The organism is Asticcacaulis sp., assembly GCA_024707255.1.
GTDB lineage: Bacteria > Pseudomonadota > Alphaproteobacteria > Caulobacterales > Caulobacteraceae > Asticcacaulis.
Map to the genome: position 1 here is coordinate 1,012,868 of JANQAC010000001.1, position 15,239 is coordinate 1,028,106.

Sequence of the window (15,239 nt, forward strand, 5' to 3'; positions counted from 1 at the left end):
TCGTATATGAAATATTGTTGGGAGGTCTCCATGAAGCCCTTGGTTCGCGTCGCCCTGTTCCTGTCTTGCGCGCCGTTCACGGCTCATGCTCAAATCGCCCCTGATTTGACCACTCCAGGCACAGCACCCATCAGCGCCGAAGCGCCGGAAACCGTCATCACCGTCACCGAAAGCGCCAACCTGCGCTTCCTGGCCGACCAGAAGGGCTATGACGGCCATTCCGCGGCCAATTATCTGTTCGTCGTGCCGGCCAAAACCAATATCCTCGGCAAACAAGGCGGCGGCCCCGGCATCGATACCGGCAAATGGCCGGAAGGCGTGTCGCTTGTCCTGCTCATTCGCGGCAATGTCTATGGCGGCGGCGGCAATGGCGGCGATGGCGGTGACACCCCGATGATGCGTGACGGCACCCGTGGTGGTGACGCCATCTATGTCCAGGCGCCAATCGGCATTGCCATAGCTAAAGGCGGCTCGGTCAAGGCTGGCGGTGGTGGCGGCGCAGGCGCGGATGGCATCGGTTCGGGCGGCGGCGGCGGTTTCCCCAATGGCAAGGGCGGTGAAGGCGGCAGCGCGCTGCAAGGCGATGGCGGCACCCTCGTGGCCGGTAACCGCGGCTATTACGGCACGCCCGGCGGCGGCGGCAAGGGCGGCCAGCGCGGCGCTCCGGGGGGCGATGGCGGCAATGCCGGACAGCCAGGACAATCACTCAATCGCGTGGGCGGCGGCGAAGGCTTCGCCATCCGCACGAATGATTTCCCCGTTATGCTTGATAATAAGGGCGACCTGCGCGGCCAGATTGGCTAGACGCCCCCGGCTAGGCGATGTCGGCGCTGTACCAGTCGCCGCGCGCGGTAACCTCGACCGGCATCCCGAACAGGTCCGTCAGGTGGGCGCTGTCAAGCAGTTCGGCCTTGCCGCCTTCGTGCAGAACCTTGCCGTCGCGCAGCAGGACGATATGGCCGATCTCCGGCAGGATTTCCTCGATATGATGGGTGACCATGATCAGGGTGGTATTGGCGGCCAGCCGGCGCAGGGATTCGAGGAATATCCGCCGCGAGGCCGGATCGAGCCCAGCGCACGGCTCATCGAGCAGCAGCGCTTTCGGCCTGTGAACCAGCGCCCGCGCGATCAGCACACGCCTGGCCTCGCCGGTCGAAAGGGTCGACATGTCGCGGCCGATCAGATGATCGGCGCCGGCCTGGACGAGCGCTTCCCGGCTACGCACCCGCATCTCATCGCTGACGGCGTGCTGCTTCCACAGGCCGCGCGCCGCGAAGAAGCCGGAGACGACGCAATCGAAGACCTCCAGCGGCGGATGGGCGTCGAAATCGAGTTGCATGGAAGACGACACGATCCCCATCAGGCTGCGCAGCTCGGTGACGTTCCAGCGCTCATGGCCAAACAGCGACACATGGCCACCTGCCAGCGGATAAAGCTGGCGCGTGATCAGCTTGACGAGGGTGGACTTGCCGGAGCCGTTCGGTCCCAGTATGGCGGTATGCTGGCCGACCTTAAGCGTCAAGCTGAAGCCATCGAGCAGATAACGTTTGCCGCGCACCACCGAGGCGTCGCGTATGGTAAGCAGGGACAGGTCGGACATGGGCGGTTACTTACAGGGTCTTTGATCGAAATACCATCGCGGACACCACAATCTGCTGTGCAGGCCCGCTTGATTTCGGGCGGGATTTACTTTCATCTGCCAGTGGAGCCATGCTCAGGGGGCGGACATAAGCCGGAAACATATTTCCATATACATGCTGATCGGCCTCCTGAGCATGGCGGCTACAGCCGCCTGCGCGCAGGACAGTCAGCCGCCCGCCACCGATGAAGCCACAACGCAAGTCATCGTCAAGGGCGAGAAACGCAAAGCAACGGACCGCGACGTTTATGAGGTCGACAAGGATGTCCAGGCCGCTGACGGCACAGTGGCCGACGCCCTGAACAAGGTGCCCGGCGTGGCGGTTGATCCCGCAGGCAACATTACCCTGCGCGGCCGACATGTCGAAATCTATGTCGACGGCCATCCGTCGCTCATCCTGACTGGTGATAATCGCAGCGCGGCGCTCAGGGCCATGCCATCGCGATATATTTCCTCGATCGAGGTAATATCCACGCCGGGCGCCCAGTTCGGTTCGCAAGGTTCCGGCGGCATCATCAATCTGGTAACGAGTCATGGCCTGCCCGACAGTTGGTCCGGCACAACCGGCATAAGGACTATATCGACGGGCGGAATCGATTCAAACGCCTTTCTCAACTGGCATACCGGCAAGCTGACGGCCAGCGGTTTTCTTTACTATAACCACACTGTGTCAGATACGGCGTCCAGCCAGAGCCTGAGCCCGTTTGATACCACAGGCCTGCCGCTTCAAACCACCGACAGCCAAGGCGTTTCCCATTCTGTCACGGGCGGCCCCAATGCCTCCGGTAATTTCGAATATGAGATTGGCCCCGATGACCGGCTGCGCGGCCAGGCCAGCTTCATGCAGATGAGGCTCCGCTCCGGCGGTGTGACACGCTACACGGTATATAATGCCAGCGGCCTGGAAAATCCGTATACGGACGAAAATACCGGGCAGATGAATATGGACAGCGGCACTCTGGGCCTCGGCTGGACCCATTACGGAAAAAAGCCGGACGAGACCCTCAGGATCGATGGCATTCTCTCCCGCCGGGGCAGCGATTTCAGCTTTCAGGACCAGTATTCGGGGGGCCAGCAGAGCTTTAATGCGGTGCAAAACCGAAGCGAAACCCGTACGGCGGATTTCACCCTCGATTACAACACGACCGTGGGCGACGACCAGTTGTCCGCCGGTCTGCAGCTGACCCAGGCGCACGAGACCACCCGCAACTCCGGCACAATGGCGGCGTTCGACAGCGCGTTCGACTACAGACAGACCCTGTCCGCCGCCTATCTCACCTGGCAGAAGGAGTTCGGTGACAAATGGACGGTGCTCGCAGGCCTGCGTTCCGAAACGCTTGAACTCGACACCAACCTGATCAGCTCGGACACCACCGGACATGTCACCGATACCCGCCTGAATCCCAGCTTTTTCGCTACCTATGTCATGTCGCCGAAAGCCCGGTGGCGGTTCAGCTATGCTCACCGCCTGCAAAGACCTCAGCCGCGCGACCTCAACCCTTACGTCGCCTATATCAACGCCACGCACCTGAGCTCAGGCAATCCGCACCTGCGTCCACAGGAAACCGGCGCCTGGGAGGCGACCTATGAATATACCGACAAAGGCACCAGCTATACGGTTCGCGGCTTCTATAACCGCGACGAACATCTCATCACCGCCGCGAGCATAGCCGAAACCGACAGCGCCGGCAACGCGATCATCAGGACCATGGCGGTGAATTCCGGCACGGCGACGGCCATTGGCATAGCAATGAACGGCAACCGCCGCCTGTCGTCGAAACTGTACCTGAACGCGGATATCACGCTCCAGACCATGCGGGTGCCGGATTTCGGCCGGTCCGGCTCACAGTCCCTGACCGCAATCAACGGCAGTTTCGGCTTCGGCTACACCCTCTCCACCAAGGACAATATCAACTTTAGCTTCAATAGTATCGGCAAACGCCTGACCGGCCAGGGCTACATGTCGTCCTTTGCCTACGATAACCTGTCCTGGAGCCACAGCCTCACACAGAAAGTGCAATTGAGCGTCTATCTGAGCAATATACTGCGCATGAACAAGACGTTTTTCGTCACCGACTCGAATGTCCTGCGTAGCCGCTCCGTGACAAGCCCGCAAAGCCCGACGCTGTCCATATCGCTGAGCCGCAGTTTTGGTGGGTTTTCCAAGCCATAAAAATCAGAATTGACTGAGGTGCCTTGCCACTGCGCTACCGCGTTACAGGGTCAGGGGCGTAACGGCCCTGGTGGTTGGAGGCGGGATCGAACCGCCGACCTGTGGGTTATGAATCCACCGCTCTAACCATCTGAGCTACCCAACCGTACCAGTGTCCGTATGAGAGCGGATGGCTCACGCTCCCGGAGGGAGGGCCTATAGCCAATATGTCTGCGGCATTCAAGGGCTAGATTATGTGTTTCTGTGCAATTTGTTCGAGCGTCTTCACCAGGCGCGCCTGGCCGGCTTCCAGGCTGAACTGCGACAGGGCATGGCTTTGCGCGGCGCGGGCCTTTTCGAGCGTGGTTTTCCAGTCGGAAAGCGCCAGGGCGATGGCCGCCGCCAACCCTTCCGGGTCTTCCGCCGCGCACAATTGCCCCAGCGCGCCATGCTGTAAAATCTCCTTCGGCCCGTCGATATCGGTGGCCACCACCGGCACGCCCGCCGCCATGCTTTCGGCCACCACCAGGCCGAATGGCTCGACGCGCGACGGCAGGACGAACAGGTCCAGGCCATGCAGGTAATCCGCCGGCTCTTCGATCCAGCCGGCGAAATGGACGCGATCTGAGACACCTTCATCGATGATCAGGCGCGTCAGGCGCGGCATTTCCGGCCCGTCGCCGGCGATTTTCAGCACCGCCGCCACGCCCCGCGCCTTCAGCAGGGCCATGGCGCGCACCATGACATCTATGCCCTTGTTGACATGCAGGCGGCCGAGTGTCCCCAGCACCGGCGTGCCCGCCGGCGCCGGCTTGACCGGGCGTTCGTGCAGCGGGCCGAAATTGGCGACCGTGAACAGGGGCATATCCGGATGCGCCGCCGCCACGCTGTCATGCACCGAATCGGACACGCAAATGGCGGCGCGCAGGCGGCTGAGCTGGCCCTTGTGACGGAAATTATGCACCACCTGAACCGTCTTTTCCGCCGTGCCGAGAAAGGGCAGGAGCGCAATGCCGGTGGCGCGGTTGCCGTGAGTCAGCACGATATCCGGCCGGAAGTCGCGGGCGATGCGGCGCAAGGCCAGCGCGGCAAACGGATCGTGATTGACCAGGGCATTGACCGACCGGAAGCGCTCCGGCGGCAAATGATGCGCCAGCACGCCATCGCTGTGGCCGAGGCTCAAGACATCAATACCGGCGGCCGTCATCGCCTCGTGGTAGCGCAGGGACATGGTTTCGACGCCACCGCGCACCTGGGCCAGCATGATATTGAGGACGCGCATGGAGGACTTATCCGGAGGCAGACGAAAATGTAGGCGGTATCGTACATATATTCGGCGGAATTACAGCCCTTTGCCGCCAATTTCGTTCATGGATGTCCATTAGCCGCAGTTTTGTTTCATTTGTCGCCTCTTCGCGCGTTTTTGGGTAGAAATTTCCGCTGTTTATGCCCAGTAATAGAGGACTGCCGTGCATTGCCGCGTTTTTGGGGGTAAATTTTGTCCGATCTGATCGATGAACTCGACGCACGTATCCTGGAACTGATCCAGGAAGACGCCTCGCTTTCGGTGGCCGACCTGGCGGAGCGTGTCGGCCTGTCGCCTTCGCCTTGCTGGCGCCGCATCAAGCGGCTGGAAGACCTGGGCGTGGTTCGCAAGCGCGTGACGGTGCTCGATGCCGAAAAGCTGGGCCTCAGTTTCGAGGTCTATATCTCGGTCAAGCTGGCCCTGCCCTCGCGCGCCAATCTGGAAGCCTTCGAGGCGCGGCTGGAAAACTGGCCGGAAGTCGTCAGTTGCCAGACCGTCACCGGCCACGAGGACTATATGCTGCGGGTGATGACGCGCGACATGCACGCCTATGACGACTTCCTGCGCGACAAGCTGCTGGCCTCGGATCTGGTCTCCGGCGTCGAAAGCCGGATCATCATGCGCAGCGTCCGCCAGACCACGGCTGTGCCGATCAGCCTGGTGGTCGACATGACGAAGGCTGCGCCGTTGTCTAAAGCTACCGAAAAGTAGCAATATCGCACATCAAAAAGAGGGGGCATATGCAGAAAACCGTTAAAACCTTGACGCAGACTCCGGCATCCTTACTGTTTCTGACGGCCAGCATCCTTGTCCTTTTATACAAGTATGCCGGCAATGCCTTTGGTGTTGAGGTGATTTTAAAACAGGGGCTTGGTCCCATCGCCACAGGACTGGTGGCAGCGGCCCTTGCCTGCATGAAACGGCATACATTCATAACTCCGGTTGCAGATAAAGCATTTGACACCAGGTTTCTGATTATCGAATGCCTGCGGTATGCCTTGTTAGGCATCACAATGCTGGCTCTGTGCATCCTGATATTTGCTCCAAAATTCCACATGCTCAGCATCGAAACAGTGGCGCGGAGTTCTGCGCTTACAGTCATCATTGGTTTTATGATCGCATTTGCATTAGGCATGAAGCGCACGATGCTGCTCAAAAAATACGCACAGGCTTCGCCTAAATCCTAAGGCCTGCGAGGAAATCATTCATATGCGCTTTTCGATTCCAATCGCTTTAGCCTCCCTGCTGCTCTCTGTTTCGGCCGCATCCGCCCAGGCCCAGACGGTTGACCCCGCCTCCGATCTCGGCCAATTCCGCACCCTTCGCGGCGACGGCATGACCGCGTTCGACAAGGGCGACACTGCCACCGCTCTGGACGATTTCGACAAGGCCCAGGCCATCCTGCCGGATTCGCCCTCCATTCCGCTGCTGCGCGCCCAGGTCTTCCTGGCGCAGAAGCGCAAGCCGGAGGCCAGGGCTGCCCTGCTCGATTACCTGAAACGCGGCAACCTGCTCGATCTCGCCAAAAACAGCGATTTCAACGCCATATGGGACGCTGACCTCGAAAACCAGCTTCAGCTCAACCAGACGCCGGTAGGCGACATGGAGGGGCTGACCGCGCTCAAGGGTTTCAATATCGTCGAAGGGCTGGCCTATCTGCCGGACCAGCAGCAGCTTTACCTGACCAGCCTTCATGACGGCAAGGTCATCGCCCTGTCGCCCGAAGGGGCGCGCGATGTCATCAATTTCCGGCCGGGCGTCGCCGCCTATGGTCTGGGCCTGCGCGACGGCACGCTTTACGCCGCCACGGTCCACAGCCGCCTGACCGAGGGCTATGATGCGGCCAAGCCGATCAATTCCAAGATCGTCGCCTTCAGCGCCGCCGATGGCAAGGTGCTGAGAGCGGTCAGCGATCCGGCAAAGAAGGACCGCGAATTCGGCCACCTGCTGCTGGGCCGTGACGATCTCTATGTCACCGATACCGTGCATGGCGAGGTGCTGCGCCTGACCGGCTATGGCGATACGCTGGAAACCCTGATCCCCGAAGGCTATATGGACAGTCCGCAGGGCCTGGCCGAAAACGCCGACGCCACGGCCCTGATGGTGACGGATTTCACCTCCGGTCTTTACCGCGTCGACCTGACCACCGGCGCCATGGCGCGCCTGCTGCCGCCGGCGGATGGCAACCTGCTGGGCATCACCTCGCTCAGCCGCTATGGCAATGACCTGATCGCCGTGCAGAACGGCCTGAAGCCCAACCGCATCCTGCGCCTGCATATGTCCGCCGACTGGAACCGAGGTGGACTCGGTCGAACTCCTGCTGCGGTCGCCGAAGCTGCTTTCCCAGCCGACCCAAGGCACGGTGGCGGGTGACGAGTTCGTCTTCGTCGCCGACAGCCAGTGGAGCAATCTCGACGATCAGGGCAATGCGAAATCCGATGCCCCCGCCCCGGCTGTGATCGGCGTGATCAAGCTGAAGCCGTGAAGACAACCTAGGCGGAAGGGGGATTATGTCTTATCAAGGCTTCGGATTGAGGATCGTATAGGATCGCCCATACTGACGGCCCGTTGTCCTCAGAATCCAATCGCCCGTAAGCTTGAAATAACCATCGGTAACGCGCATATTTACACGACTTCCATCCGGCTTTTCAATGAATTCGTACATGCCGTGATCCGTTTCCGGGAATATATATACATCGAAAGGCTTTCCCCGTTTTTTGAAGTCGCCTAATGAAGCGACCGTCTGATCAATTGGCGCCTCACGATCTTTCCCGGCGATAGCCCACAGCAACGGTACGTCCAGCCGGTTCAGAACGGAAGCGGCGTCATAATCCCAGATAATTTCCAGGTTATCGAACAAGGCCCGGCCTACGCGGCGCAGATCGCTCTCGCTCATCCGCAACATGTCGCCGCTGTATTCCCCCTGAATCCGGCCTGCCCACTGTTTAACGCCGACCTCTTTTCGCAGCGCCTCCAGATCTTCGAAGCCCGATGTAAAATGAGAGGAAACAATCCGTGCGGTGGCTATGGAAAGCCGCCTGATCTGTTCCTTTTCGTGACTGGTCAAGCCGAACGCCTCTGCCTCCAAAAGCATCTGGTCACGATCCTCATCAATCGGGGAGACGACCAATCCAAATCCAACAGCAACAAAATCGACCTTCGACCGTGTCGCGGCCAGCGGCGCCACCCAGCCGCCCTGACTTTGCCCCCAATATCCAGCTCGATCAAAACGCCCGCGCATCATGGCCTGGGCCTGGGCCATCGCGGCGGCCGCGTCATCGGCAAGCAGCTCGAAATTCTGCGTATAAAAGCCGCCGGACTGTCCGGTGCCCCTTTTGTCATATGTGAAGACGGCGATGCCTCGTGCCGCGAGCAGGTAGGCGCGATTATTGTCGACCGCCGCTTCGGTTTCCGATCCCTGAACCATTACGACCAGGGGCATTACAGATGGCGCCCCCTGTCCTAGCGGTTCAAGCAGTTCGCCGACAAGCGTGGCTCCCGGCACCTGGATGTCTTTGCGCGTCCGCTTAAACTCGCGTCTGTCAAGGCGGATATGGCCAGCATTCTCGGTCGTTAGCAAAACGTATCCATCGCCACAGACAACGGCACTTGTGCCCGATAGCGTGCTGCCGTACCTGCCATCCAGCGTCAGATATCCCAGGCCGGGAGAGGGTATAAAATCCTTCGGCTGGAGCACGACGATATCCTGATCCGCTGCACCATAGGCGCCGGCCTCACATCCGGACTCTGCGGACCAGGCCCTGGACGTCATTGCCAGCGCAAGCCATGCGACCGTAAGTATGTATTTAAACAGGTAGCGCAAAATCTAATCCCCTCTGCGTTCATAACGGCGGCTGATCAGTTTTCCGCCGCATCCTTCGCCGCCCTGGCCAGCCGCATCCGCAGATCTTCGGCCGAATGCCATTTCCCGTGGGTGAAAACGCCCTGCACATCTTCCGCATTATGGATATCGGTCAATGGATTGGCGCCGAGCAATATAAAATCCGCGCGTTTGCCGACTTCTATCGTGCCGGCCTCATCGAATTCACCCAGATACCTGGCAGAATTTACCGTTGCCGCCTGCAGCGTCTGAAAAGGTGTCAATCCGGCTTTTACCAGGAGTTCCATTTCCTGATGTTGCGCAAAGCCGGGCGTCAGCGCCCCGAAGGCATCGGAACCGATCAGCAGGGGGACGCCGGCCTCGTGAAGCTCTTTGATCAGGGTGAGCAGGATATCGATATTATGATCGAAATGATCCTTCAAGCTGGACGGATCACCCACGGATTTCAGAAAGGTTGAGAAAACGGGCACCAATCCGGAGCGATATTCATTTTTATCCTTGTCCAGGCTTTCGCGGCGCATCGATTCCGGCAGGTATTTCAAACGCGGATCGTGAGCCAGTTCGGCGAAGGAATCATCTGAGACATAGGTCGGGATCATGGCATAGATGATAAGCGTAGGATCCCAGTATACGCCGGAACCGGCGATGTCCTTCACGATTTCGGCGCGATATTCATGGTCTTCGAGATGAGAAATATTGTGATAATAGGCCGTCAGGTAGTTATTGATGTTGCCGTTTTCCTCGACGCCAAATTTGGCTTCCTGCCCAAAGCTTGAATCGCGTGAGATATAGAGGAGTTCCTCGATATGCTCGACGCAATCCATGCGCAATGTCTGCGCCAGCGGCATCATGTGCTGGCCGTGCCCCCTGATGCGGAATCCTCTTTGCCGTGCGCCCGTGATCAGGGCGTCATAAATGTCGGGCGGCAGGTCGCCATGAATCTTGATGGCGTCATAATGGCGCTCGCCATTTTCCTGAAGGATGGCATCCACGTCCTTCACTGACTTGAACATGTAGCTTTCAAGCTGTGGGCCGCTCACCAGATAACGGGGGCCTTCCATTGTGCCAGCCTCTATGCTTGCGCGCAGAGCCAGATGATCAATTTTACCGTTCCCGTCGGCTGTGCCCATATTGAATACAGTTGTGACACCGGAGGCCAGGTTCAGGTCAAAAAAATCCTGAGGCGGCATTCGCAGGTGAACATGCATATCCGACAGGCCGGGCATCAGGAACTGGCCGTGGCCATCTATATGTCTGGCATCGGGATAAAGGTCTGACTGCCCCCCCTTAACAATTGCGATTATCTTGCCGCCGCCCACAACCACCGACATGTCTGCCTGGGCAATGTCCCTGGTCATGGGAATGACGGTAACATGGTCAAAAACCAAATCCGCCTCCACTTTGTCCGTCGCCTGTGCAGCGCCTGGGAGAATGCCGATTGCCAGAAAAAAAAATGGTAATACTTAGTCTTTGAAACATGTATATCTTCTCCCCCATGTAATACCCGCTCATCAGCCATGTAGTATTATTGGAAACATTATTTTTATATTGCTCGAAGTTATGCTCACCTCCAGCACCAGTCAAATTAACCTTTGTCCATGCTTTGAGACATGCCCCCGCTAAATTTTGACGTAGCGTTGCGATGCCAGACTTATGCAGAAGGCAATGCATAATGGCGGGCGTGATCGCCCTGCAAACTCTGGACGAACGGGCGGTGTCCCTGTAGAGGGCTGCCCGATGCCGCGCACATCGCTGACGGCCGTGCCCCATATCTGAGTAAGTAATGATCCGTCTCGACAATATCAGCAAGCAGAACGGCCACCAGATCCTGTTCATCGATGCCTCCATGGGCATTCAGAAAGGCGAGAAGGTCGGGCTGGTCGGGCCGAATGGCGCGGGCAAGACCACGCTTTTCCGCATGATCACTGGCCAGGAACAGCCGGATGACGGGCTGGTCGGCATCGATCCCGGCCTGACGATCGGCTATTTCAGCCAGGAGGTCGGCGAGATGTCGGGCCAGAGCGCCGTGGCCGCCGTGATGGATGGCGTTGGTCCGGTCAGTGCGCTGGCCGCCGAGATGGCGCAACTGGAAGCCGCCATGGCCGATCCGGATCAGGCGGATGGGTTTGACGCCATTATCGAGCGCTATGGCGACGTGCAGGCGCGTTTCGAGGAACTGGACGGTTACTCAGTGGAAGCGCGGGCACGCGAGGTGCTGGCGGGCCTGAGTTTCAGTCAGGAGCGCATGGATGGCGATGTCGGGCTTCTTTCCGGCGGCTGGAAGATGCGCGTGGCCCTGGCCCGCATCCTGCTGATGCGCCCGGATGGGATGCTGCTCGACGAACCCTCCAACCACCTCGATCTCGAAAGCCTGATCTGGCTGGAAAGCTTCCTCAAGAATTACGACGGCGCCCTGCTGATGACCTCGCACGACCGTGCCTTCATGAACCGCATCATCGGCAAGGTGGTGGAAATCGATGGCGGCTCGCTCATCACCTATTCCGGCGATCTCGATTTCTACGAACAACAGCGCGCCCTCACCGAAGCCCAGCGCCAGGCGCAATATGAGCGCCAGCAGGCCATGCTGGCCAAGGAAATCAAGTTCATCGAGCGCTTCAAGGCGCGGGCCAGCCACGCCGCGCAGGTGCAGAGCCGGGTCAAGAAGCTCGACAAGATCGAGCGGGTCGAGGCGCCACGCCGCCGCCAGACTATCCAGTTTGAATTCCGCTCACCGCCGCGGTCGGGCGATGACGTTCTGAACCTGCGCAATGTCCACAAGAGCTATGGCAGCCAGTCGATCTATTCCGGGCTGAATTTCCTGGTGCGCCGCAAAGAGCGCTGGTGCGTGCTGGGCGCCAATGGCGCGGGCAAATCCACCCTGCTCAAGCTGGTGGCCGGCGACACGAAACCCGATCAGGGCTCGGTCGGTGTCGGGGCCAGCGTGAAAATGGGCTATTTCGCCCAACACTCCATGGACCTGCTGGACGGCGAGGAGACGATTTTCGAGTCGCTGGATGGCTCCTTCCCGCAGGCCGGCCAGGGGGCGCTGCGTACCCTGGCTGGCTGCTTCGGCTTCTCCGGCGATGATGTCGAAAAGCCCTGCCGAGTGCTCTCCGGCGGCGAAAAAGCACGCCTGGTCATGGCCAAGATGCTGTTCGATCCGCCCAACCTGCTGGTGCTCGACGAACCGACCAACCACCTCGACATGGCGACCAAGGAAATGCTGGTGGCGGCCCTGGCCGATTTCGAGGGCACCATGCTGTTCGTCTCGCATGACCGCCATTTCCTGGCGGCGCTGTCAAACCGCGTGCTGGAGCTGACACCGGAAGGCGTGCATCGCTATGAAGGCGGCTACAGCGAATATGTGGCGCGCACGGGCCAGGAAGCGCCCGGCCTGCATCCCGGCGGATAAGGGGAGCTGTCCGCATATGGACGAAGCCTTGACCAGATAATTTTACCTGTCAAATTGTTACCATATATGCAAATATGGCCGCAACAACAGGGATGAAGAACCGAAATGGGACAGACGCCGACCGACTCCGCGGGGCTGATCAGCCGCCGACACATGCTCACCGGTTCGCTGGCGCTCAGCCTCCTGCCGGCCCTGGCTCAGGCTCAGGCGCATGACAGCGGGTTTACAGGCTCCAGACCGACCAAACGCCTGTCCTTTCAAAAGCCGGCCACGCACATGATGGAGGCCCTGCCAGTCGGGAACGGGCGCATGGGCGCGATGGTCTATGGCGGCGTGGCAACCGAGCGTTTGCAACTCAACCATATCGAACTCTGGGCCGGTCGCGGCGTGGACGACAATCCGCGCGGCGTTCCGGATGTCCTGCCAGAGATCCGTCGCCTGTTATTTGCCGGCCAGAGAGCGGAGGCTGAAAAGCTGGCTCAGAGCCGGATGATGCCCCGGATGAATTTCGAGGACTACGGCTCCTATCAGATGCTGGGTAATCTGACGCTCGCATTTGATCATGGCGATGTGGCGACCGATTACGTGCGCTATCTGGATATGTCCGAAGCTATGGCCGTGACAGAATATGTTATCGATGGCGCCCATTATCGCCGCTCGGTGATCGCCTCCTTCCCCGACAAGGCCATTCTGATTCGCCTGGAAACAACGGCGAAAGCGGGACTCAACCTTACGCTCAACCTGTCGCGCACCCAGGATGCACAGGTGTCGCACCAGGGCGACCACCTACAGTTGGCCGGAAAACCCCAGCCATTTGGCGTGACCTTCGCGGCTTGCCTCACTTGTACGCTGGACGGCGGATCAATAGAGCCGATCGATGGTGGCTACCGGATTAAAGGCGCGCGGAGCGTCCTTATCCGCATTACGGGCGAGACGGACCTCTTCCAGCCCGATCCCGCCGGCCGGGCACGGGCGGCGATGACGGCCGCCAAAGCGAAAACCTGGAAACAGACCGTGTCCGGGCAGCGCGCGGACCACAAGGCGCTGTTTGACCGGATCGACCTGTCGCTGGCGCCGGCCGCCGACGCCGCAACGATCGATAATTCGCTTGTTGAATCCTATTTCAATTTCGGCCGCTACCTGTTCATTTCGTCCTGCCGGCCGGGCTCGCTGCCCCCCAACCTGCAGGGCCTGTGGTGCGATGGCTTTGCGCCCCCGTGGCAGTGCGACTATCACATCAACATAAATCTGCAGATGAATTTCTGGCCGGCCGAGGTCTGCGGTCTGGGAGACCTGCATCAAAGCCTGTTCGATTATGCCCGGCGGCTAAAGCCCTTCGGCGAAAGGACGGCCAAAACGGTCTATGACTGCAATGGCATGGTCGCACACTATACGACCAACCCCTGGGGTCACACGGCGCAGGACGGCAATACGCAATACGGCCTGTGGCCGGAAGGGCTGGCCTGGCTGTCGCTCCATTTCTGGGAACATTATCTCTTCACGCGTGACGATCAGTTCCTTGCCGATCAGGCTTACCCCTTCCTTCGCTCGGCCGCGGACTTCACCCTCGACTATCTGGTCGAGCATCCTGTAACCGGCAAACTGGTCACCGGCCCGACCGTTTCCCCGGAAAACGGATACCGCCTGCCTGACGGCACGGTGGCCTATGTCGACATGGGGCCGACCATGTCGCAATCCATGGCCTTCACGGTCCTGACCCATGCCTCACAGGCGGCTCAGGCCCTGTCGATCGACGTCGATTTCGTCGCACGCTGCCAGACGACCATAGCCCGGCTTGACCGCATGAAGATCGGCGCCGACGGACGCGTGCTGGAATGGAGCGAGCCACTGGCGGAAGGGGAGCCGGGACACCGCCATATTTCCCACCTGTTCGGACTTTACCCAGGGATCGAAATTGATCCGGCGCGCACACCGGACCTGGCGACGGCGGCCCGTAAGACGATCGAGGCGCGCTTGCAGCACGGCGGCGGCCAGACGGGCTGGAGCGCCGCCTGGCTCACCATGTATCGCGCCAGGCTGGGCGATGCCCCTGAAGCTCATGCCATGCTGCAAAAGCTGCTCACCGATTCCACCGCGCCAAATCTGTTCGATACCCACCCCGGCGATCCGGACCCGATATTCCAGATCGACGGTAATCTGGGCGCCACGGCGGCAATCCTGGAAATGCTGGTGCAAAGCCACACGGATGAACTGCGCCTGCTGCCGGCCCTGCCTGCGGCGTGGGCCAACGGACAGGTCAAAGGCGTCAGGTGTCGTGGCGGGGTGGCGCTTGATATGCAATGGCGCAACGGCCTCGTCACGTCGCTGACCTTGCGCCCAACCCGCGATCTGGCGGTGAAACTCGCACTGCCGAAGGGACAGGCGCTGCACGGTCCATCCGGCGTAAACACTGGTATCAGTACTGGGCATGGCGAAGCGATATCCCTGCGCGCCGGCCGAACCTATCACTTCCAGCCAGATACCACCCGGTTTCTCTGACGGTTAGCCTCCGTGGCGGCACTTCCCGGATCGGTGACCAAAACGTGATCCATTTACCGCTTGCCAATTCAAAAATGCGACTTATTCTCAATTGCAGAACTGGAGTTAGCCTGATGATGTTACTGAGTCTCGGACCGGACGCCCTGGTCGCCCTTTTGCGCACACATGACCGCCGGACCGCGCCCAACAATCGGTGTCTGTTCGCGGAAACCGTCACTGAGTCACCTCGGAAGTCCGGCCAGTCGTCCGCATTTCCTTCATTTTTACAATCGTCTAATTAGTTAACAAATTATTATTGTCATCCGACCGCCTCTGTGGCAAATCTGGCACCGGCCTTGCGTGACCCCCACGCAAAGGGTTTGAGACTGTACCGAAAACGGACAGCCGGCC

12 protein-coding genes and 1 tRNA gene are annotated in these 15,239 nt (G+C 59.8%); 8 read left to right on the forward strand and 5 right to left on the reverse strand.

Translation table 11 applies throughout. The features are described from left to right. Positions 1–30 precede the first annotated feature (30 nt). Positions 31–804: a hypothetical protein gene (locus NVV72_04870; protein ID MCR6658694.1), complete on the forward strand. Its 774-nt coding sequence runs from the start codon at positions 31–33 to the stop codon at positions 802–804. Positions 805–814: 10 nt separating this feature from the next. On the opposite strand, the gene NVV72_04875 is transcribed toward NVV72_04870, so the two are convergent. Then, positions 815–1,600, reverse strand: coding sequence for an ATP-binding cassette domain-containing protein (locus NVV72_04875; protein ID MCR6658695.1), 786 nt, complete (start codon positions 1,598–1,600; stop codon positions 815–817). Positions 1,601–1,754: 154 nt separating this feature from the next. Here NVV72_04875 and NVV72_04880 point away from each other — a divergent pair, with 154 nt between their 5' ends. After that, complete coding sequence (locus NVV72_04880; protein ID MCR6658696.1) at positions 1,755–3,812, forward strand: TonB-dependent receptor; 2,058 nt, start codon at positions 1,755–1,757, stop codon at positions 3,810–3,812. 68 nt (positions 3,813–3,880) lie between these two features. On the opposite strand, the gene NVV72_04885 is transcribed toward NVV72_04880, so the two are convergent. Both NVV72_04885 and NVV72_04890 read right to left on the reverse strand, forming a co-directional pair. Further along, a tRNA-Met gene (locus tag NVV72_04885) sits at positions 3,881–3,957 on the reverse strand. A gap of 81 nt (positions 3,958–4,038) precedes the next feature. Beyond that, complete coding sequence (locus NVV72_04890) at positions 4,039–5,073, reverse strand: glycosyltransferase (protein ID MCR6658697.1); 1,035 nt, start codon at positions 5,071–5,073, stop codon at positions 4,039–4,041. Between the two features lie 216 nt (positions 5,074–5,289). On the opposite strand from NVV72_04890, the gene NVV72_04895 reads away from it, so the two are divergent. From NVV72_04895 to NVV72_04910, 4 genes are read left to right on the forward strand one after another with little or no spacing between them, the layout of a single operon-like run. Next, complete coding sequence (locus NVV72_04895; GenBank protein MCR6658698.1) at positions 5,290–5,808, forward strand: Lrp/AsnC family transcriptional regulator; 519 nt, start codon at positions 5,290–5,292, stop codon at positions 5,806–5,808. Between the two features lie 29 nt (positions 5,809–5,837). Continuing rightward, complete coding sequence (locus NVV72_04900; GenBank protein ID MCR6658699.1) at positions 5,838–6,284, forward strand: hypothetical protein; 447 nt, start codon at positions 5,838–5,840, stop codon at positions 6,282–6,284. A gap of 22 nt (positions 6,285–6,306) precedes the next feature. Continuing rightward, positions 6,307–7,470, forward strand: coding sequence for a tetratricopeptide repeat protein (locus tag NVV72_04905; GenBank protein MCR6658700.1), 1,164 nt, complete (start codon positions 6,307–6,309; stop codon positions 7,468–7,470). Then, positions 7,460–7,582, forward strand: coding sequence for a hypothetical protein (locus tag NVV72_04910; GenBank protein ID MCR6658701.1), 123 nt, complete (start codon positions 7,460–7,462; stop codon positions 7,580–7,582). The genes NVV72_04905 and NVV72_04910 overlap by 11 nt, the downstream gene beginning before the upstream one ends. Before the next feature lie 33 nt (positions 7,583–7,615). Here the strand turns inward: NVV72_04910 and NVV72_04915 are convergent, their stop codons facing one another. Both NVV72_04915 and NVV72_04920 read right to left on the reverse strand, forming a co-directional pair. After that, on the reverse strand, positions 7,616–8,920 hold the full coding sequence (locus tag NVV72_04915) for an alpha/beta hydrolase (GenBank protein ID MCR6658702.1): 1,305 nt from the start codon (positions 8,918–8,920) through the stop codon (positions 7,616–7,618). Positions 8,921–8,955: 35 nt separating this feature from the next. Beyond that, positions 8,956–10,326: an amidohydrolase family protein gene (locus NVV72_04920; protein ID MCR6658703.1), complete on the reverse strand. Its 1,371-nt coding sequence runs from the start codon at positions 10,324–10,326 to the stop codon at positions 8,956–8,958. 395 nt (positions 10,327–10,721) lie between these two features. On the opposite strand from NVV72_04920, the gene NVV72_04925 reads away from it, so the two are divergent. Together NVV72_04925 and NVV72_04930 are read left to right on the forward strand one after the other, a co-directional pair. Next, on the forward strand, positions 10,722–12,350 hold the full coding sequence (locus NVV72_04925) for an ATP-binding cassette domain-containing protein (GenBank protein ID MCR6658704.1): 1,629 nt from the start codon (positions 10,722–10,724) through the stop codon (positions 12,348–12,350). Between the two features lie 105 nt (positions 12,351–12,455). After that, complete coding sequence (locus tag NVV72_04930) at positions 12,456–14,849, forward strand: glycoside hydrolase family 95 protein (protein ID MCR6658705.1); 2,394 nt, start codon at positions 12,456–12,458, stop codon at positions 14,847–14,849. Positions 14,850–15,239 lie beyond the last annotated feature (390 nt).